20 protein-coding genes are annotated in these 21,408 nt (G+C 42.6%); 1 reads left to right on the top strand and 19 read right to left on the bottom strand.

Annotation, left to right across the window (positions count from 1 at the left end):
• Positions 1-6: 6 nt before the first annotated feature.
• From AC3Z9T_RS16480 to fdhE, 13 genes are all read right to left on the bottom strand, one after another.
• The gene (locus tag AC3Z9T_RS16480) at positions 7-552 is read right to left on the bottom strand and encodes a fimbrial protein (RefSeq protein ID WP_490127181.1); all 546 of its coding nucleotides are present in this window, start codon (positions 550-552) and stop codon (positions 7-9) included.
• Positions 553-562: 10 nt separating this feature from the next.
• Positions 563-1,081: a fimbrial protein gene (locus AC3Z9T_RS16475; protein WP_490127180.1), complete on the bottom strand. Its 519-nt coding sequence runs from the start codon at positions 1,079-1,081 to the stop codon at positions 563-565.
• Complete coding sequence (locus AC3Z9T_RS16470; protein ID WP_490127179.1) at positions 1,081-1,593, bottom strand: fimbrial protein; 513 nt, start codon at positions 1,591-1,593, stop codon at positions 1,081-1,083. The genes AC3Z9T_RS16475 and AC3Z9T_RS16470 overlap by 1 nt, the downstream gene beginning before the upstream one ends.
• Before the next feature lie 12 nt (positions 1,594-1,605).
• On the bottom strand, positions 1,606-2,232 hold the full coding sequence (locus AC3Z9T_RS16465; RefSeq protein ID WP_490127178.1) for a fimbrial protein: 627 nt from the start codon (positions 2,230-2,232) through the stop codon (positions 1,606-1,608).
• 46 nt (positions 2,233-2,278) lie between these two features.
• Positions 2,279-3,043 (bottom strand): fimbria/pilus periplasmic chaperone, encoded by a 765-nt coding sequence (locus AC3Z9T_RS16460; protein WP_490127177.1) that lies wholly within the window; start codon positions 3,041-3,043, stop codon positions 2,279-2,281.
• 79 nt (positions 3,044-3,122) lie between these two features.
• Positions 3,123-5,654: an outer membrane usher protein gene (locus AC3Z9T_RS16455; protein ID WP_490127176.1), complete on the bottom strand. Its 2,532-nt coding sequence runs from the start codon at positions 5,652-5,654 to the stop codon at positions 3,123-3,125.
• Between the two features lie 63 nt (positions 5,655-5,717).
• Positions 5,718-6,257, bottom strand: coding sequence for a fimbrial protein (locus AC3Z9T_RS16450; protein WP_490127175.1), 540 nt, complete (start codon positions 6,255-6,257; stop codon positions 5,718-5,720).
• Positions 6,258-6,295: 38 nt separating this feature from the next.
• Positions 6,296-6,823 carry a fimbrial protein gene (locus tag AC3Z9T_RS16445; protein ID WP_490127174.1) on the bottom strand — a complete coding sequence of 176 codons (528 nt, stop codon included), beginning with the start codon at positions 6,821-6,823 and terminating at the stop codon, positions 6,296-6,298.
• A 177-nt stretch (positions 6,824-7,000) separates the two neighbouring features.
• Positions 7,001-7,402, bottom strand: coding sequence for a helix-turn-helix domain-containing protein (locus tag AC3Z9T_RS16440; RefSeq protein WP_490127173.1), 402 nt, complete (start codon positions 7,400-7,402; stop codon positions 7,001-7,003).
• A 687-nt stretch (positions 7,403-8,089) separates the two neighbouring features.
• Positions 8,090-9,745: an LTA synthase family protein gene (locus AC3Z9T_RS16435; RefSeq protein WP_490127172.1), complete on the bottom strand. Its 1,656-nt coding sequence runs from the start codon at positions 9,743-9,745 to the stop codon at positions 8,090-8,092.
• An 87-nt stretch (positions 9,746-9,832) separates the two neighbouring features.
• On the bottom strand, positions 9,833-11,701 hold the full coding sequence (selB, locus tag AC3Z9T_RS16430) for a selenocysteine-specific translation elongation factor (protein WP_490127171.1): 1,869 nt from the start codon (positions 11,699-11,701) through the stop codon (positions 9,833-9,835).
• A complete protein-coding gene (gene selA, locus AC3Z9T_RS16425) occupies positions 11,698-13,092 on the bottom strand; it encodes an L-seryl-tRNA(Sec) selenium transferase (RefSeq protein ID WP_490127170.1) in 1,395 nt (464 codons plus the stop codon). Before selA ends, selB begins: the two co-directional genes overlap by 4 nt.
• Before the next feature lie 23 nt (positions 13,093-13,115).
• Positions 13,116-14,051, bottom strand: a complete 936-nt coding sequence (gene fdhE / locus AC3Z9T_RS16420; RefSeq protein ID WP_490127169.1) for a formate dehydrogenase accessory protein FdhE — start codon at positions 14,049-14,051, stop codon at positions 13,116-13,118.
• A gap of 622 nt (positions 14,052-14,673) precedes the next feature.
• Between fdhE and AC3Z9T_RS16415 the strand changes: the two genes are divergently transcribed.
• Positions 14,674-15,153 (top strand): Hcp family type VI secretion system effector, encoded by a 480-nt coding sequence (locus AC3Z9T_RS16415; RefSeq protein ID WP_490127168.1) that lies wholly within the window; start codon positions 14,674-14,676, stop codon positions 15,151-15,153.
• Between the two features lie 213 nt (positions 15,154-15,366).
• Here the strand turns inward: AC3Z9T_RS16415 and AC3Z9T_RS16410 are convergent, their stop codons facing one another.
• From AC3Z9T_RS16410 to yfdV, 6 genes are all read right to left on the bottom strand, one after another.
• Complete coding sequence (locus AC3Z9T_RS16410; protein ID WP_490127167.1) at positions 15,367-15,813, bottom strand: hypothetical protein; 447 nt, start codon at positions 15,811-15,813, stop codon at positions 15,367-15,369.
• A gap of 25 nt (positions 15,814-15,838) precedes the next feature.
• Positions 15,839-16,078 carry a hypothetical protein gene (locus AC3Z9T_RS16405; protein WP_490127166.1) on the bottom strand — a complete coding sequence of 80 codons (240 nt, stop codon included), beginning with the start codon at positions 16,076-16,078 and terminating at the stop codon, positions 15,839-15,841.
• A 402-nt stretch (positions 16,079-16,480) separates the two neighbouring features.
• The gene (locus AC3Z9T_RS16400) at positions 16,481-17,197 is read right to left on the bottom strand and encodes a YoaK family protein (protein WP_490127165.1); all 717 of its coding nucleotides are present in this window, start codon (positions 17,195-17,197) and stop codon (positions 16,481-16,483) included.
• A gap of 88 nt (positions 17,198-17,285) precedes the next feature.
• Entirely contained in the window at positions 17,286-19,019 is a 1,734-nt protein-coding gene (locus AC3Z9T_RS16395; protein ID WP_490127164.1) for a nitrilase-related carbon-nitrogen hydrolase, read from the bottom strand.
• A 110-nt stretch (positions 19,020-19,129) separates the two neighbouring features.
• Positions 19,130-20,386, bottom strand: coding sequence for a formyl-CoA transferase (gene frc / locus AC3Z9T_RS16390; RefSeq protein WP_490127163.1), 1,257 nt, complete (start codon positions 20,384-20,386; stop codon positions 19,130-19,132).
• 55 nt (positions 20,387-20,441) lie between these two features.
• A complete protein-coding gene (yfdV, locus tag AC3Z9T_RS16385) occupies positions 20,442-21,386 on the bottom strand; it encodes a transporter YfdV (protein ID WP_490127296.1) in 945 nt (314 codons plus the stop codon).
• Between the last annotated feature and the right edge of the window lie 22 nt (positions 21,387-21,408).

Genomic DNA, 21,408 nt, shown 5'->3' with positions numbered 1-21,408 from the left:
AAGTATTTATTCATAACTTAACGTATAAGTCATTACGGCTTCAAAGTACCCTGATACTAAACTTTTATTCGCTAGCGCATCACGTTCGCCCTGTACATAAGCTTTTAGGCGGATCAACATATCACCATCTTTCAAAGGCACTACATAATCCGTAGAGCCATCAATTGCAATTGGGCGTCCATCTAAATATTCCAACCCTATTCCTGCACCCTTAGCTTCACTTGCTGGTGTAAATTGCAATAAGCCCTCACTATTTACTGGACCAGAAAAAGACGCTTTGACAATATTCCCCAAAGAAGTATCACAATCTTTTAGTTCAAAAGTAATTAATCGACCTGCTGTACGCTTGAAACGATATAATGATTTTGTTGGTGTAATACCTAAGTCATACCATTGGTTCTCTTCACCCGGTTCAATCGTGCAAGGCAATGCAATCAATGTGCCTTTATAGTGAATGGCTGTTGATGACTCCGCCATGGATAACTGCGGTGATAACAGCAAACTAGACACCAATAAGGTAATACCGTAGCCAAATATTTTTTTCTTTGTCATCACATTCCCCTTACGGATAGCGTATTTCTACTGTACCTGTCGCCGTAAATGTTCCTTCAAATAAATCTATGGTAGGATCTTTAACTGGAACAGCTGACAATGGAATATTTGCAACTCCACCACTGGACATGACTATCGGAATATCATCATTATTTGGTGCCACGACATCGCCTTGATAGTACAAACGAACCCCTAATCCTCTCAAGCTAGTTTGAATGGCATTGTCATCAAATGGCGCATTCATTCCGTCATACCCCATATAGAGCTGCACAGCATTTCCAAGATCATTTCCGCAGGTCACAGTTAACGCAAAATCCTGCATATAATTGACACCATCAATCCTAGTAATACCCACCTCATCAAAATCGACCGTGATAGGGTCGTTATCTCCCGTAATATCACAAGGTGGATTACCAATTAAATTACCCTTAAAGGTCACCAGCGTTGATGCCTTAGCCGAAGAAATACCCACAATAATGAGCAGTAGTACCACCCAATAACATGGTATATTTCTTGTCTGAAATTTCATTATTCATACTCCACAGTGAGTAACGCCGAGGCCGTAAATGGACCATCATCAATTCCAGCTGATCCTCGTGCTACAGGAACAACAGACAACTCGGGTTGATTACCGTAAGTGAAATAAACCCAATTATTAAACGCAAAAGCATTGCCATCTTGCTTCACTCGCAGCCCTAAATTAGGTTCGCTCGTACGTAATAAGTTGGCATTAAAATTTGCCCCAGAGTTATTTTCAAAGCGTAATTTAAGTGGAGTACTATTGGTTGCATCGTCACAATCAAGTGTATAATCAATTGGTTGCTCATAGGCTACACCATCAATGTTTTTGATGATCATGTCACCAAAATCTACTTCAATCGTTTCATTATCATTGATATCACAGGTTTTTAGCTCAATACGTACCTTAACGGTAAAACCGAGTTGATCTGAACCAGCTACACTCATCGTTGGCAGTCCTATTGCACCTAAAGCGAGCAATAGGCCGTAACTCCAACTCGATATTGCCTTTATTCCTTTCATACAAGTCATCCTTTACTCATATAGCATTTCAAACGAAATCAGCGCAGAGTACGCGCCCGGCTGCATCTGCGCGGCAGTACGTACCGGTGAGACATAATAGGTCAACGTCGATTGGCCTGACGGCAGCAGTTCAGGGTTACTGTTTTGATTTAAAGGTAAGATCTGCCCTGCCTTATCACTCAGCACGAGCCCTATCCCTTGCGCGCCCATCACTTTGGCAAAATCCGGCATCCACGGCACCGTTGGTGCAATAAAGCGAATTTTCACCGCTGGTTGCGTGCTGCTCCACGCCGTTTGCCCAGTTTGGACGTTTTCCAAGGCACTGTTTACCTCGATACAATCTTGTAATTCAAGGTGAAATGCTGTTGCACGCCCTTTATCACCCACCGCTTTAAGCTCTGCAGTTTCGGTATTGCCTAACTCAATCGCTTGGTAAGCTGAAGTCATCGCTAAACGGCACGGACTTTCGGTCAGTGAACCCGACACATACAAGGCACCGTTAGCCCCATCGACCTGCCAGTTGTCCACAGGGCGATATAAACGCGTGTTGTTGCCTTCGGCCTGACTGCCCCATGAACAGACAAGTACGCTGCCAAACAGCACAGAGGTGACAGCATGATGGAGTAATTTGTGTGTCATCGGTTATTCCTTATCGTCATGATGCAGACAAAGCAAAGGTTATGGATTATGGCGTCGCTGGTTTATCGTTTGGCACCACATGGCATTGGCTACCTTGGCATTGGAACGTCAAGTTTGGACGCCCGCCGTAGTCATTGATGTAAGTCACCACCGGGCGCTGCCCTACTGCATTGGCACTCACCCCTAACGCACTTTCTCCAAACGGTGGTAGCATGATGGGTTTAAACTCTTTTTTATCTTTACTGTCTAACGCCTTCAGGCTGTCTGCCGCATTAATTAAGGTCACGTAATACGGCGTAGGGTTTTTCACCATCACCGTGTCCCCTTGTTTTTGTAGGGTCAGTTGCTCTTGCCACGGTGTGCCCATTTTGGCCGGCACAATCGCTTTTGGGCGATAGAACATTTTTACGCGAGTTTGTAAGGCAATCTGTAACGTGTTCGGCTTATCACTTTTAGGTGGTATTTCACGCAAGTTAAAGTAAAACAAGCTCTCGCGATCTTGTGGCAAGCTGCTGATCGCCGGCAGTGATTCTATTTTCACTTGGCTTGATTTGCCTGGCTCCACACGCTGTACCGGCGGCAAGACCACCAATGGAGAAGTAATTTTGTTGCCTTCGGCATCGTCAATCCACGCCTGTGCCAAATACGGCAATTGTTTATTGTTGTTCGAAATATTGAGTGACATCGATTTTTGATCACCGTTAAAAATCACCCGTGTACGGTCAAGACCAATCGCCGCGTGAGCCATGCTGCTTAACCACATCACGCCCACCATACTGGCAAGCAAAGCGTTTTTTTTATTCAGTTTCATGCTGTTATAACCTTTTTTATGTCATCTCAGTGACACCCGTGGCGTCACCGCAAATTCGGTTGATACTGTGTCGTGTGTGTTATCGCTGCGCTAACTGCTTTGCTGCGAGCGGAGTACATTGCAACAACAGCGAAGGATTATTGATATCGATGCGCTCAGGGAAATCTACTTGGCATCCGTCATCCTCTCCCCACTGAATGGTCATCTGGGAATTCGGCTCAATCCCGCTGATATACGCACTGCCGCTGTCCCCCACGATACCGGTGCTTTGCCCTTTCGCATTGAAGATTTGCGCCCCAAACGGCGGGTAACTGCCATCCGGCAAACGCAGTACCGTCATCGCTTTTTGCCCTGCCACCACCGCAAATTCACGGTAACCGACGGCGCCTTCCGTTAAGGTCACTTGCACCACCGATTGCTGGGCATCGACGTCATCTGGCAGCGCGTTTAAATCAATCTGTGCCTTGCTACGGTAGTAGCTGTTCATATCACCAATCACCGCTTTACCAAATAAGTTAGTGGTCACGGGTGCACCAAAACCTTTCACGGGCACATTAGCAATACCATCGGTATCCACCAGTAAACGCGAGCCACCGGGGATACTCATGCGGTGTATGCCACCGCCTTCTGCCGTCAACGTGATCCCACCGGTTGCCGATAACCCAAACGCGGTATATTGATTATTGGCGTAACTAGCATTCCCCGAAACACGTGCCGTATCACCTTGATGGGTCAGATATGCGGTTCCATTTGCGCCCTTACGGTTGGATCCAGCGCCCAATTGATAATTGGTGCGTTCATCAATGCGGCCATGGTAAGTCACCCGATTGACCGTGTCGTAACGGCTACTGTTTAATGAGTACCCCATGTTGGCACCGTTACTCAGTGGGAACGAAGTCGATAAATAAATACTGTCATCGGTCACCCCGTTATACATACTGCGGTTGGCCGACAAGTTGACGCTGACATTTCTAATTGCCCCGACATCAAAATATTTCGATAATGTCAGGCTGTAGTAGTTATTTTCTGGGCGATCCCAATAGGTTTGGTGGTTGTAGTTCAAATACAACGACATACCGATATCACGGAAGTTTTTGCTCAATGAGATGGTGTACAGCTCTTTGCTACCACCATAACGAATACCGGTTTTGGCCGCCTGCAAGAAGTCCGACATACTCATAAAGTCACGCTCAGAGAAGCGATAACCCGCAAATTGAATTTGGCTGTCAATGGCATCAAAGCGTTTTGCATAACTGACACGATAAGAGCCGCCATTAATGGTGTTTTCACCCGCCAAACGGGCGAACGATTGGGTGACATCAAATGACAATGCCCCAAATGCCAGTAAGTCACGACCGATACCCGCTGAAATCGCTTGGTAGTTTTTGCTGCCAATCAAGCCGCTGAACAGCGACCAACCGTTATTCACCCCCCACGAAAACTCACCCGTGATAAAGTTGTCACCTTCTTTATGGCGGTCAACGCTATTTGGCTGACCCATCGCCAACTTATATTGGATCTGCCCTGGGCGGGTTAAGTAAGGTAGGTTGGCGGTATCGAGTTGATACTCTTGTACCGTGCCATCTTGCTCTTCAATTTTGACGTCCAACGCCCCGCTGATCGCATCGCTCAAGTTTTGAATACGAAACGGCCCCGGTGCCACTTGTTCGGTATAAATCACCCGCCCTTGTTGGCTAATGGTCACCGTCGCATTGGATTGGGCTATCCCCGTCACTTCCGGCGCATAGCCACGTAAATTTGGCGGTAACATATTCAAATCCGAACGCAAACTGGCGCCAATAAAACGGAATGAATCAAACATATTTGAGTTCAGATAATCTTCACCCAAAATCAGTTTGGCCCCGATAGCAGGCAGCGCGCGATAGGCGTAAAAACGGTTCCATTGCAGGTCACGATTTACCGATTGGGTTGAGCCCGTGGCGTGATTTAAACGCCCCTGCCAATCGGCACGAAAACGCCATGCTCCTAAATTCACCCCAACCACCCCGTTACCATTTAAGGTATAGGTATTGTGGCCTTTGTTGTGCGGACGATAAGTATTACCGTTAATGTTGTAATCCAACAAAATCGCCGCAATCCCTTCATCCCAACGCGAAGGCGGATCCCAGTTAGGCGCTGTGTATTCCATATAAGCTTGTGGAATACTCACGTACAATGATGATGTCGAAAGATCACCACGCGCCTGCATACCGGGTAAACTTTCCAGATTTAAACATTGGTCATCGTGCCACCATGTCAGATTTTTCAAACTCTCTTCCGTCAACCCTAATTGCCCCGTTATCTCAGGTGACAAACACGGCATGCTGCCTTGAGGATCATTGTCGGGCACATAAAAAGGAACTTTGACTTCCGGCAAGCTGTCATCATTGACTTTTAACGCCAAGCTGTACGTCCCCGGCATCACGTAGCCCGCACGGGAGAAGTGGTCAAGGTTGATATTTTTCTTGTCTTCCACATCCAATACATCGGTATTGAATTGAATAGCATCTGTCGACACTGATGCCAATGCTTCGCCGTGACCACCCAAGGCAAACGCAATGGACAGCGACAGCAGTGCAAGGCGAAAATGAGTGGCCTTTGGTAAAGACATAAAAAATATCCCTCGTGAAACATCACAATAAAAAGAAGTGCCAATAAAATCGCTGTCAGCGGTTTAGTAGTAATCGACTTTAAAGCGGATCAAGCTTTGGTAAGGCCCGGCTCTTAATGGCCGAGAATCGGAGACCAACCGCAATTGATAAGCCAACCGCATACTCGGTGGCACAATATCTTGTTCGGGAGACGCTTCACCCGGTATCACTTGACGCAGCTGCGCGTCTTGCATCAACAATCCCACTCCCCGCGCTTCACCAAATACTTGGAATAATCCGTTATCCGCCGGTGCATCAAAGGTCATACGCAGTGCCCTCCACGTTTGTGTTGGGTCGCTGTGTTTGACTAAATCGCAGTTGACCAAATGAATTTCAAAATCTTGTTTGGGGCCTTGGCCTTCTTGGCGAATAGTGCCAATCGGCAACACACCCATATCAATGATCTGGTCACGTGATTCCATGGCAATTGTGCAGGCTGCATCGGTGATTTCACCGTTCATGGCCACCGTACCTGCACCTTGCCCAGCGGCGTGCACTAAAGGTGAGGTAAAACTTGTTGCGAGGAGTAATACACTCCATCCGAATACTGCTTGACGCCCCATGGTTTTACCCTCCTTTGAATGGCACGCTCGTGTTCTAATTACTCGTAGCTCATTGTGAAGTTAGCCAGTGCAGTGAATTCACCAGGAACGATGGCTTGCTTGTCACCTTTTAAGTACGCAGAAAACAGCAGTGAGTTATCACCATTTTGAATTTTTAAGTCAGTGCCTTTAGAACCATCTAATTTAACTGGCACACCATCAAGACCCGCAATTTGTACACCTGCGCCAGATGCTTGACCTTGAATAGCCAGTGAATCAGCCAAGTTAGGATTGACACCGCCCGTAAAGGTGACAGTTGCCGTATTATCTTTAAGAGTCTCTGTGTCACAATCAACCAGCTCGATAGTGAATGGTACTGGGCGAGATGTACCGCCATCCGCTAATTGTGCAGATGCAACTTGACCTAAGTTCACAGTTTGGTCAGTTGATTCTGGTGCGATACCACATGCTGCTTCGATGATAGAGCCATAGAACGTCACAGTACCTTGGCCCGCATCAACTGGAGCAGCCATTGCTGATGCGCTCATTGCGCCAGAAATCAAAGTTGCTAAAATAATTTTTTTCATAATTGCCTCTGCAATAGTTATTAATAATTAAAATCAAATAAATATAATTTAATTAATTATATTTAGACGTACACATATCTATTTGCTCACGCAAATATAATCCATTGAAACATTTAATTAAGCCGCTGGATGAAGTTAATTAAATCAAAAAATAAAATGATTTAAATTTAGAGAATGTTATCCCCATAAATTACTTTTATTATATCTATTCAATGTATTTAATTGACTCTTTAGTCCATTAAATTTATCTGACAATTCGAATAATTGGCAATACTCCGCACCAATCACCTTGTCTGATTCAACTACATTTAAAAACACTTGCTCAAAAAACTCTTTTAATGGGACATTCAGTGCATGCAATATAACCATTAATGTATCTATCGTTATATTACAAACGCCACATTCATAACGTGATATTTGTTGTTGAGAGACATTAAGTAAATTTGCTAATTCTTTTCCCGTCATCGACCGTTCTTTTCGAAACTTATATATTTGCTTGCCAACAGCTTTTAATAGAACGGATTTAGAATGATGCAGGGCCGGCTCTGACGAATTAAGCTCATTATTTTCTACGACCATTCTCACTCCACATACAATTGATTACAAAAACAGCACAGAACCTTATATTTCACCTCTGCTTTAGGAGGCATAATTTACTGCTATAGAATAACAAAATCAAACGCAAAAACTCTCCTGCAGAGTAAAATGCTCTGAATAAAACTCATATGGAGAGTATTTAAGAAATAAAACCTAAACCAGCTACTGCTAGCGTGCGGCGACTTAAAATCAAAATAAGACAATCAAATAAAACCAGATTTAATAGCTAATTTAAAAAAAATATAACCTTAAATTTGGATATAAAACCTATAATTAATAAATATTCATAAATTGTCATTGAATTGTAAGCTTTAGATGAGTATTTCGCATTATTATCTAAATAGGATGTATTAAATTCTGCTCAATCATAAAGCAGAATGCGTCTTTAATGCCTTAAAAACATACTATTTGATATTTAAACTCAATAATTTAGATTAAAACCAATCATAAAAACATTAATTCTCATAACCCATCAAAAAGATAAAATAATAATGGAAAGCAGTTATTGTCGTTACATCTTGGTTAAGTTAATTTTGGAAATGATAGCTATTATCAATTTTGATATTTAATTATAACTGAACAAGTTACAAAATACAGTCAATTAATGACACTCTAAAATGGAAAAGATAAAAAAATAGCGGGATATCCCCGCTATTTGTATGGTTTTATTTAGTTAATTTTCTTATCTGCGACTTTCAATGTTTGATAAATATAATGATGATAACTCTCTAACAACTGCTTATCTTCACAATCATCCAATTTGCCATCGCATAAATGACGCATTTTGATATTCGCTTCATAGAATGGTGAAACTTTTAAATTAGCACGCTCCAATAATATACCGCCAAGGAAAGCAATATCGGTTAACGACCCCATCTTAATGCTATTACCTGACTTTAAGTTATCACGCAATGTAAACTGGGTAATAAATGCGGGATTAGCAAATTCAGATTGGTATTGATTCAAGCTGATCCCCGGCTGGTGATCGCCAAAATACAAGAACATTAATGGGCGTTCACGCTTTGCCATAAAATCAACGAAATCACGCATCGCCTTATCTGAAGCAACAATCTTTTCCATGTAGTGGCTAAACTCACCAGCCGAATCATCATTTTTCACGTTGCCTTTTAAACCATAATCGTCACTATGGCTTTCTTTATATGGGCCATGTTCATACATGGTTAATGAGAAAATAAATACGGGTTTATCGGTTTCTTTAGCTAAGATTTCTTTGGCATATTTCAACATATCATCGGTACTGATGGTCCACAGGTTGTCTTGCAATTTACCTGGATAACCCAACTCTTGTGGCTGAATAATACGATCGACACCTAGCATTTGATAAGCGTGCCCTGAATGATATGCACCACGGTTAAAAGGCGTTAATACCACGGTGTAATAGCCATTAGCTTTCATCTCTTTAAATAGGCTGTTGTTAAGATGATCGGCAATAAAATAGAACACCCCACTTTTCTGTGAGCCAAAGTCATCACTATTCAATCCAGTTAATGCCGCAAACTCAGATAACCAAGTGCCACCACCGAAAGTTTGTACGCGCATCGCACTATGTGCCGTCAATTGATTATCTTGTTGGAACATAAACAACTCAGGCAGTTTTGTTCCTTCAGGCAATTTATAGATATTCGGATTTACGGTCGATTCTTGCAGTAATAACAAGATATCAGGCTTTTCTGTGGTTTCAGTCGTTGGTAAAGTGACCGATGCTGCTTGCTGCAGGAAATAATCTGATGAGCCTTTAATTTGTGGTGATTGATACGCCGAATTTTTCGCTGACATGACTAAATTGGTAACGGTACCTCGGCCTTTCGGTAATGTGCCAGTCCACTCAGTATAATAATGTGATGCAGCAAAACTTGCGCCAAAATAGCCTCCAACACCTAACAATATACCAATTAAGCGCCAAGAAAAGGATTTAGCAGGACGAGCTAAGCGCCAGCTCAATACCCCATTAATCACCAATAGAATAAGCAAACCTATTAGTGCCACCCCAGCTAACCAATAATGACCTAACGTTCCCATATTGGAAGTATCCGTCATAATATTGATATCAGAGTAAAATAACTGCTCTTTATAATAATGAACTTTGAGTTGGTTAAGGAATTTAATAATGATGAATAATGTACTGGTGACAATAGCAGAGAATAACCATCTGGCCGTAATAAGATAAAGCACGCCAAACATGACTGCATAGACACTGATTGAAACTAGCGCTGGGTAAATTACCCCACTTTTCTCGAATACCAAAAAAAGTGAAGCAATAAAGATCAGCACCAGATAAACGGCAGAAAAAATTCTTTTCTTCATCGGGTTTACCACAAGATAGATAAGTCACAACGGCCTTAACCAAAAAGGTCGCACAAACGACCATTGTAACTAATTTATGCGGTAAATCTATCCAGCAAAAATGCCTTTATCACGCAAAAAGTGCTCATCGCCTTTGCGCCGTGTAAAGCCACTCTTATCAAAAAACTCAAGGATCTGGATAGCGAGTTTACGGCCAACAGCGAGTTCGTTACGAAAATCGGCAGCACTGATTGCCCCTTTTTCTGAGCAGTAACGTAAAATCAGCGCTGCAAATTGCTCAATCTGTTCACTACTGTAATAGCGATCACGTACAATTGCGGTCACTAGCCCCATTTGCGCGGCTTTTTTCATCACACTACGCAAAACACCCTCATCATTGCCCGTTTCGGTTGCCAGATCACGAACCCACCATGCATCTGTTCGCGGAAATAAACCCGAAACTTGCCGCCAAATTCGCTGCTGCTCACCATCAAATACCAACCCATGTTGTGGCATATGCAGCCAACCACGAGTTTGCTTAATACGTTCATCAATAAGTAATTCATTAATCAGTTTAAACACTAATGATTCACCCATTGTTGGTAATGCCATTCTTTTTAACCGAGCTTTGCTGACACCAATTTGATCACTGTGAACTTCATGAAAGTCTTCCAGAGTTTGCACCAATCGCTCTTTAGCGACCTGTGCTTTAAATGCTGATAATGCCAAATCGCCTGCACGAACTAATTCAACCTGTGATAATAAATTTTCGAGGGCAGAGGCGGTTAATTGACGTGACCAGCCATAACCATTGAGATCTAATTCACCATTAGGTAGCTGTAATTTCAGATGGCTTAACTCATCTTGAGCTGTGCATAAGCTACGTAGCCATTCAATAAATTCAGGCTGTCTTTTACCTCGACGAGGGGAAACTAAACGGATCACTCGTGCCGAAGCAAGGGTTTCACGAGCACTAATATCACGAAGGATAAGCCTATCGTTGTCTACCAGCCACAAAGGCGTATCAAGTATCAGTTCCGCTAATAATGGTGCATGCCCCTGTTCTGTCAGTAACGAAATACGCCCCGTAATATGACTTGCACCATGATAGAGATGTACAGGCTGCCAATGTTTGATAATCGCATCACAGGTTAATTCAACAATCACTCTTGTTGCCACCGTAAAAGGCTTTTCAGATAATAGCCAGTCGCCACGTGTGATATTTGCTTTATCAATATCCCCTGCAAGATTTAAGGCAACGCGATCGCCTGCTTGAGCGAATTCTGCCTGCTGGTTTTGTCGATGAATACCTCTAACACGTACCGCAGAGTTAGCCCCAGTTAACCACAACGATTCGTTCAATGTGACTTGGCCTGTTAATGCCGTTCCTGTTACAACGACACCAACCCCTTTCACATGGAAAACACGATCAATGGCTAAGCGAAAACGTTGTTGTTGGTTTTGATGATCGGCGGATTTCTGATGTAATTGTTGTAAGTAGGTTTGCAATTCAGCAATACCACGACCTTCATTTGCTGCGGTTATAAATAAAGAGGCATCATGCCAACCTTGACGCTGTAGCTCAGCTTGTACGTTAAGTACCACCTCTGCTACACGTTGTTCATCAACACGGTCAGCTTTGGTTAGAATTGCCGTCACACATTGGCAACCCGCTAAACGCAAAATGGCTAAATGCTCTCGTGTTTGCGCCATTACTCCATCATCACAAGCCACCACGAGCAACGCATGATTGATCCCCCCTACACCAGCTAACATATTAGCTAGAAATTTTTCGTGGCCGGGAACATCAATAAAGCCAATTGAACTACCATCTTGCTGAGGCCAATAGGCATAGCCTAAATCGATGGTCATACCGCGTTTTTTTTCTTCAGGCAAATGGGCGGTGTCCACCCCAGTGATCGCTTGGATTAATGTGGTTTTACCATGGTCAACATGGCCTGCGGTGGCAAAAATCATGACAACAATACCTGCAACAAGGCATGCTCATCGTCTAAACAACGTAGGTCAAGCCATAACTTGCCATCTTTCACTCGCCCAATCACCGGTTTTGAGGACTGCCGCCAACGTGTTGCTAATAAGGCTAATGAATTTCCACGCCCATCAAACGGCATGAAAGTCACAGCATAGCTAGGCAACCGATCTACAGGTAATGAGCCACTCCCTATTTGTGAAAGGCATGGCTCCATTTCCACCACAAACTTGTCGCCGTAAAAAGCTTGTAATGAAACAATCAGCCGCTCCGCACGTGCTTTTATTTCGTCAACACTACGTGTCAACCAACGTAATGTTGGCAACTCAGTAACCAATTTTTCAGGTGTCAGATATAACTTTAACGTGGCTTCTAAAGCAGCTAACGTCATTTTATCAGCACGTAAAGCACGCTTTAGAGGATGTTTTTGGATTGCTTCAATCCACTTTTTCTTACCCAGTATGATCCCCGCTTGCGGGCCACCTAACAACTTATCACCTGATATCGAAACGAGATCGATACCTTGCGCGAGATAGGTTTGTGGCATAGGTTCCGCTGGCAAACCATAAGCGGTCATATCCACCATTGAACCGCTACCTAAATCAATAGCAGTGGGTAATTGATGTTGCTTACCCAGCTCTGCCAGTTCTGCACCTTCCACTTCAGCGGTAAAGCCTTCAATACTGTAATTACTGGTGTGTACCTTCATCAATAATGCTGTTTGATCATTGATAGCATTTGCATAGTCACGTAAGTGCGTACGATTGGTTGTGCCCACTTCGACCAATTGACACCCTGCTTGCGCCATGACATCTGGCACTCTAAAAGCGCCACCGATTTCGACTAATTCACCTCGAGAAACAATCACTTGCTGGCCTTGTGCTACCGTTGCTAACAACAGTAAAACGGCGGCTGCATTGTTATTTACAATACAGGCATCCTCTGCTCCCGTTAGCTTACAGAGTAGATCGGCCAATGCACGGTCTCGATGTCCTCTGGTTGCGCCATCCAAAGAATACTCTAACGTGATAGGAGAACTCATCACTTGATTAACGGCCGTGATGGCAGACTCAGCCATGACTGCTCGCCCGAGGTTAGTGTGCAAAACAGTACCAGTAAGGTTAAACACCGGTTTTAACGCGCTTTCTAGCAGTAAACCATGACGGCGAACTAATTCTGCCACCCAATCATTGTGCCATTGGGGTAATTGCTCGTGTTGTTGGATAAACTCACGCGCCTCCTGCTGCATATCACGCAGTTGCTCCGTCACCCAATAATGCCCTGAATCAACGACAACAGCTTGCACTTCATCAAGCTGAAGCAGTTTGTCGATAGCAGGAAGCTGACGATATAAGGCGGCAATAGCGTCGTCGGTCATCGTGATTACTCTCTTATTAGTGACTATTTTTCGCCAGGAAATAAAAATGGATTAATGCTGCTACGAGCAAAACCTTCTTCTTCCATTCGTGCATCAAGAATGATTGATGCTAAGTCATCAGCCACCGCCTCGACCTTGGCTTCTTTTTCTTGATAAAGAATTTTTAAATAACTGCCGCAATCACCGCAGCTTTCTGCTTTTACTGCGGCATTTTCATCATCAAGCGACCAGTAATTAAGATCTCGGGTTTGTTCACAGTTACTGCATTTGACACGTACCATGTGCCACTCTGTTTCACACAAATTACAATGCAAATAACGCAGCCCTTGTGAAGTACCAATTTGTACCACACTGGAGACTGGCATGCTGTTACAGACAGGACAGTAGTGACGGTGGTCACCATGCTCAGCACGTGCTTTACCCGGTATTTGTGCGGCCATTTGCGCCCAATAAACAGAAAGTGCCGCCCAAACAAACATCGATTTGTCTGCTGGCACTTTTTCAAATTGCTCGCTCAACAGTGCCGTGGCCATTTCTTCCAGCTCGCTTTCAGACGCTTTGTCGAGGTTTTCTAGCGCAGGGCGTACTGAGTCAGGAACGACTGGCAATAGTTCAGCAATGATGGCATGTAAGATCTTGTGCCAATGGTTGGTACGAGGAAAGGTTTTAGCATCTAATGGTGGGTTGTTGCTCGCCATTGAACGCGCTAACACCGCACTCATATCAATCTCAAGGGGATGATCATGCTGCGCATTATTTTGTGCTGTTGCCACTTCAGCAGCAAACTTAAGATAATCTGCAAAAGGATGTTCCCCCGCCGCCAGTTCTTTTAATCGTTCAGCGCGTCGTTGATACAAACTTTTTAAATTCGGGAACAGGACTGGAGGAATAAAACCAATCCCTTTTTCTTTTAATCTTTCTTGTCCTAAATCTTCTTTAGGGACGATACGAATACCCATCGCATTGCTCTCTTTTTAATTTTTTAAACGACTTGTCCGAGGCCATGGTAACCGCTTCCTCAGATTTATTGTTCGTATTTTATGCTTATACCCCAAATAATTCGAGTTGCAGTTAGGCGACAAGTGAAGATAGACGGGGAGCATAGATAAACTATGTGACTCGGCTAGCTGAACGTAGTCAACAACACTGCAACTTGAAGAATTTCGGGTATATCAGCAAAAATTACTGTTATCTATGACTTAGGATAAAACAAAAGTGGCGAGGTAGCTACTTTGTTGCTTTGATATTCGCGTGGGTATCCATTTAAATTAAGACTCATACGATTATCTGCAAAATTTAGTCAAACCGATTTACTTTAAACTCATTATCATTAGTTAGAAAACTATAAGCTAGTGTGTCTCAATTAAAGGGGAGTGGACATTAGGATAACGGAAAAATCTGGGATTCCGGCGTAGAACCCCTATAATGTTATTTCTTCTCCAGCCCTTCACAATTGAAATAAAAATCGCTCGCTAAGGTTAATATATCGAGATCAATGGCGGGCTTTTTGATTGCATGTGACATAAGCAAAATTTATAATGTTCCCGAAGCGATAACACTAAAATTAATCTAGGAATATTAATGTCTCATGTAACATATTTACGTTTAACGGGTCAAAAGCAAGGTCTAATTTCAGCAAAATGCTCAACGCTTGAATCGATAGGTAATCGGTATCAGATAGGGCATAAGGACGAAATACAGGTCATCAGTGTCGGTGATGGAATGACAAGGCATCAAAATATCGTTCACCATCCAATACAAATCATTAAACTCATCGATAAATCATCTCCGTTATTAGGAGTTGCAATGAACCATAATGAAATATTAGACGCTGAATTCGATTTTTATCGGACGAGTCAATCTGGTCATTTAGAGCTTTACTATAGGTTAAAGCTTACAAAAGCCACAATCATTGATATCGCTTCAACTTATACAAATACACTCAACTCAAATTTCATAATGCCTCATCAAAAAGTTTCTTTTAATTATGAGTCAATAACATGGGAACATGTTATTGCAGGCACGGGTGGATATTCGATAAGAGAATTCAATGTGTTCTAGTTGTGAAAAAGCAGAGACATTATCACCTTTGCTTTTTTTTATAAAATGCAATCTTAGTGATAAGATATATTACTATAATAGAACCCCATATAATGGTTATATATTTTGATGCTGGTAAGCACAGAAGAAGGATAATAAACCCTGCAATAAAAAACGACTTAACCTCAAGTTTAAAATCAAAAAATAAAATTTTTATTAACTTATTCATATTAATTACCCATACAAAATTTTCATAAAAGCATCATAGACATCATTCACTTTATTCTTATATTGACTAATTAAATGCAATCCACAAGAAAGGTTATCTTCCACGATAAAATATAACATTTCTATTTTCATAAAGTATAATGACCAATAATAAATAGGGCTTTGCATTCTTAATCTTTCTTTTGCCTGCGCAGCCTTTTCTATTATTCCATAACTACCCAATCCAAACATCGCAACATTACCAACTCCACGACTAATAGGCTTCATGATTTCTTTTGTTAGTATTAAAGAATAAATTGCCTCAGATATGGCTGCATTTATTGCCATTTTAGTCACTCTTTTTGAAGCAAATCCAGAACCGAACTTTAACGTTGATGTGATTTTTTCATGCAAATAGCTCATTTCACGCTCATCAATGCCGGCAGTGCATTGATCAATAAAAACATCTATCATTTCCTTAATTGGGTCTCGCCCTTGTTTATACAGCCACCAAGCTGAAAAAAAAACGATTATTTTCCTCTAAAACCTCTGCATTGATATATTTTTCATCATCAAAAAAGTATGATAAGTGTTTTACTGAACGATCAAAACCAAGTTCAATCATTTCAACCGTGTGTGTCGCGACCTCACCTACACCCGCTAGGGCGTTATCCAAATAAATACCTAACTGCCTATCTGATTCCACTTTTTGGTTTAGTGCTTGTTCAAAAGCGTTCATAGAAAACCTTTCACTAAGTTAAATTAACTTAAGTTTATCAGAGCTGATCCACATCATAAAGGGGTTCCGGCGTAGAACCTCTGAATGTCTATTTTTCACCAAAGCTCAATCGCCCTACTGCCTATGAGTTTCTAAAATGGGTATTAAAACCTTATCCGCCGAGCAGAAACCAAACACCTTAAATACCGATAAGCATGCGGCTTATGTCTATGCGATGCGCGTTTAATAAAATAAGGCAAGCTCTGCGAGGACGTAAAACAACGATAAAATAATGACAAAATAGTAGCACGGTAAAATTAATATATTTTTTAATAACAGACTAATTCACTAGTCTGTTATTTGCCTAAAATAAGAGTAATTAACCTCATCTAAATTCGATTAACAACCTTATTTATCTTCTACTTAGTTAGAATCAATAGATAACCCACTATTTTCTTTAGAAAAATGACGTCCCATCGTAAAAATTAAGCATAATGGAATTAACGTAACCAGCAGTGCGTATTCTCTGGCGTAATCCGCCAACATTGCCATCATAAAAGCGCCACCAGCAAAGCCAAATAAGGTTAGAAAGTAACAATAGCTTTTATACAGCGCTTCTCTTCTTTCTTGTCCTTTAAAGGCAACAGATTCCGCTAATGAACTAAAACCCAGCTGTACGTTTAAGGTGACGGCAATATTGCCATATAGCATGCCATTAATTTTATGGAATGCATTACCCTGCATACCAGCAATAAAGGATAAGGCCCACACCGCATGGAAACCACTCGCTTCGACTTTATAAAAATAAATATAAGCGACTAGCAACAAAATTAGGATAATTTCTAGCGATAACAGTGTGAATGTCCACGTTTTTTCATTGGTATTGTATTTATAACGCAACCAAGCCAATAACATTGCCCCTGCACCAAACGCAAAGATGGTGATGATATAAGGGATAATTGCAGCTAAACCATGTTTGGCAAATTCATAGCCTAACATGATGATGTTTCCTGATTGGAAAGTCGCAAATGATTTGGTCGTAAAAAAAGCATAGCCATCTAACATACCTGACGTTATCGCTAATAAAAAAGCAATGGTCGGCAATTGCATAAACGGTATTTTGGGTGTCGGTGTTGTCATGGTTATTTAACCTAAAGTATGACGAGTATAAAAAAGAAATACTCCCTGCAAATTTGCCGAGAGTATTTTTCAAATGTTATTGTTAAAACTAAGCGGTTAACGGTGTAAACCAAATCGCCTGCTGACCGCTAATCAAGCGTTCCTGATTAATCCATGTAAACGGTGCCGGCACCTGTGCTTGCAATCTAATATCTGCGGCATCACGTTCTGCCGTCAATGTTGGTGTTAATACGACGGGTTCAGGCCCATAAATAGCAGCTGATGTGAAATCGCGATCATGGCGACCACCACAAACCACCCATAATTGATTTAACGTCGCAATGGCATAAGGAATAAAATCAGCTCGCCCAGTTGGTGGGTTATTGACAGAGAATAAGTGACTTTCGATTTCAACACGCAAATCACTTGGTAGCCCAGCTGGAGCCGCAATGATATCAGCACGCAGTGTACTGTATAAACCACCTAGTTCAGGAACTTCTAGCTCATGAGCCGCTGCTAATGCAATGCGACCAATTGGCGTCGATGTCACGCTAACCGCATTGCCTGCACTTGCCCAACCTTTATCGCGCTCATTGAGATGTGTTACTCGGTATCTTGCTAAGATCTCGCCCGCAGGGCCTGCCAATACGACAGTGTGATATAACTTATCAACATCAATTTCAGGGTAACTCCCCACCACATAGCCTTTACCGGCTGCGGCGATCTTAATCAGAGTCTGTTCAAACGTTCCACCTTGTTTCTCCGCATGTGTTAGCAAAACATTTGGGTCGTTGGTATATGGCAGTGCAGATAATTCAGGCAGCACCAACAGCTCGTTCTCACCCACGCTAACGGCATCAAGGTTTGACGTTGATTTATCCCATTGCGCAGCAATCAATGTCGTTTGCACTTGTGTGGTGGTTGCATTGATATCCGTTGGGCTACGGTGGAAAGCCAATGTTGGGAAATATAATTCAGGACGACGTTTTGCCAGCAAGGCTTCACGCTGTTTATCGGCCTCATCAAGATCGATAGTGGCACTGAAAATACCGTTCAGACCCGGTTCTAATTCGAGAGGACTTAAAACTGGCGATTGCGCAACTTTGTGACCTGAAGGCGCCCAAATACTGGAACCCCCGTTATAGTACAATTGCCCATGGGTGATCGGGTTGGTTTCAATACCACTGCGTGTCGCGCAAATGACCCATGCACCATTAAATGCACTCATATGTTGCACATGAGCCACGGTTGAGTGGTCACCAAGCATCTCAGCAGGTGTCGCATCGGGCATCATACGGTCGGAAACTGAGTGCCAACCAATAATTTGAGCACCTTCCAGCGCCGCCAAGCGCACATATTGCCAGTAGGTATCGTCATAGCAAATTAATAATGCAATGCGGCCAATCGGCGTATTAAAGGTTTTCACCCCTGTATTACCCGGCGCAAACACTTTTTGGTCTTGCGAGTTCAAGCCTATCTTGCGGTATTTACCGATGATCCCTTCTGGCCCCATCAATACCGCTGAATTGTAGGCTAACCCAGTATCCGTATCGCGTTCAGCGATACCAACACTCATATACATACCCGTACGTGCAAGTATCGGTAATATTGCTGCGGTGGTTTTCCCCGGTATCGTGTCGAGATAAGGCGCTAGTTCTGCTGAATCAGAAAATAAATAACCGCTAACCGCCGTTTCAGGAAATACCGCATAATCGACCCCTTGTGCAGCGACTTTTTCAGCTGCTTCAGCTAAACGACGAATATTACCATCTAAATCACCCCAAGCAGGTACAAAATCGACTGCGGCAACTTGACTACTTTTTTTAACTGTTACATTGTCCATGTTATTACCCCTTAATAATAAATAGGTAAACAATGGATGAGCGAAACCCGCTCATCATTATTATTGATAAGATGTTGATGTTGCTAATTGGGTTATTTAATAATGTTTAATTAAATAACTTTTTTATCTTTCATATCGGCGATCTGTTGATCGCTGTAACCTAATTCTTTCAGTATTTCATTATTATGTTCACCTAATAGGGGAGCACTTTTAATTTCAGGTGTAAAAGATGAAAACTTCATCGGGCATCCAACCGTTAAATAATGGCCGCGTAATGGTTGTGCCACTTCAACAATTGAGCCACTGCCTCGTAAAGAGGGATCATTCACCAACTCTTTCATACTTAACACCGCAGAGCACGGCACGCCGAACTGGTCAAAATAGTCAGTGAGTTCATGCTTATCTTTATCTTTGGCAATATCTTCGATGGCATCCCAAACATCTTGAATATGGCTCACCCTTGCTTCTGTCGTAGCGAAAGCAGGATCCGTTTTCCATTCGGGTTTACCAATTGCGTCACAGGTATTTTCCCAGTTGTGATCTTGGTTGATAAAATAAATATAAGCGTTGGGATCAGTATCACTGCCTTTGCATTTCAACATGGTGCCCGGTTGCCCACCGCCACTTGCATTACCACCACGAGGAACAGCATCACCAAAAGAACCATTTGGATATTGTGGGTACTCCTCTAAAAAGCCCAATTTTTCCAGTCGTTGTTGGTCACGTAACTTGACGCGGCAAAGGTTCAATACAGCATCTTGCATCGACATGGTGACGCGTTGCCCTTTTCCGGTTTTTTCACGTTGCAATAACGCGGTAAGTAAACCAATCAGTAGATGCATGCCAGTATTGCTATCACCTAGTGCAGCTGAACTCACCACGGGAGGACCATCGGGAAAACCGGTTGTCGATGCTGAGCCACCCGCTGCCTGTGCCACGTTTTCATAGGCTTTGACATCTGCGTAAGGTGAATTTTCATTAAACCCTTTAATCGAGCCAAAGATCAGTCTAGGGTTGAGCTGCTGAATGATTTCCCACGTAAACCCCATATGATCAATCGCTCCCGGATGGAAGTTTTCAACCAATATATCCGCTTGGCGGATCAGCTTTTCCATCACTTCTTTGCCTTCTGGCGTCTTAGTATTCAATTCTAAAGAACGTTTATTGCTGTTCAGCATGGTGAAATAGAGCGCATCCACATCTGGGATATCTCTAAGTTGACTGCGAGTCACATCACCAATACCCGGACGCTCAATTTTTATTACGTCAGCACCAAACCACGCTAGCATTTGGGTGCAGGATGGCCCCGATTGCACACCCGTAAAATCGAGAACTCGAATACCGTCTAATGGAAGAGGAAAAGCCATATTCATTCCTTTTTAATAAGGGGTGGCGGTAGATAACAACGCCACACCCGACAATTTATGCCACCAAGCGTGCAATATAAATCCACAGTGGTGCCGCAATAATGAAACCCATCACACTGACAGCGAGCGATGCAGTGCCTGTTCGGGTATAAACATTAAATCGGCTCGCAATAATGGTTCCGGAGAATGCAGGAGGAAGTGCGCCCGCTAATACCATCATTTGTAATTGTGTCGATTCCATATGGAATAGTAGGCCAGCAATTAACATTAGGCCTGGCATTAAAACCAATTTCAGCATGGTGTTATAAATAATCTCACCATCGAATTCGAATTTATTGGCAGCCAATGTGAGCCCTGCTGCGAATACCGCTACCCCTGAGTTTGCTTTTGCAATTAGGTCAAATGTCGGATCCCAAACATCAGGAATTTTAATACCCACAAGTACTAAGACTGTCGCTAATATTGGTGACCAAACAACCGGTTCTTTAAAGGCTGAAATTAGCGCGCTCATACCACCGCCGCCTTTTTCCCCATTAGCGCTACCTGGATTAAGTAAAAACAGGCCAATTGGAATGGTAATTGCGTTAACGATAATTGAAATAATCGCCACCACGAGTCCTGTAGAAACCGTATCACCATAAATAGGATCTAAAACTGCGAAGCCAAGAAAACCAATCGTTGGTGAGCCTGCAATTAAGGCACAAACCGCCGCTTCTGGGCGCGAATGTTTAAAGAATTTTTTGCAGCTAAAGAATGTAAAAAAGAAACACAGTAGCAGAACGACTAATGAAATAATCGTCAGTTTCATATCGGCAAAAATCATGTCTCGATTGGCACGAACTAACGAAACAAATAATGCCGCAGGTAATGCGTAGTTTAATACCAGTTTATTAAATGCTTTTGCTTGGTCATTCGTAAATACGTTGCGTCGACCGCTCACATAACCCAATACCATAATGATAATTATGGGTAATAAATCACTCATAAATATCTTGAACATAAAATCAGTCATTAGACTCTCA

It is taken from the genome of Providencia sp. 6390 (genome assembly GCF_058148425.1).
The sequence above is the reverse complement of the archived record's forward strand: the minus strand, read 5'-3'. Positions and strand labels throughout refer to the sequence as shown.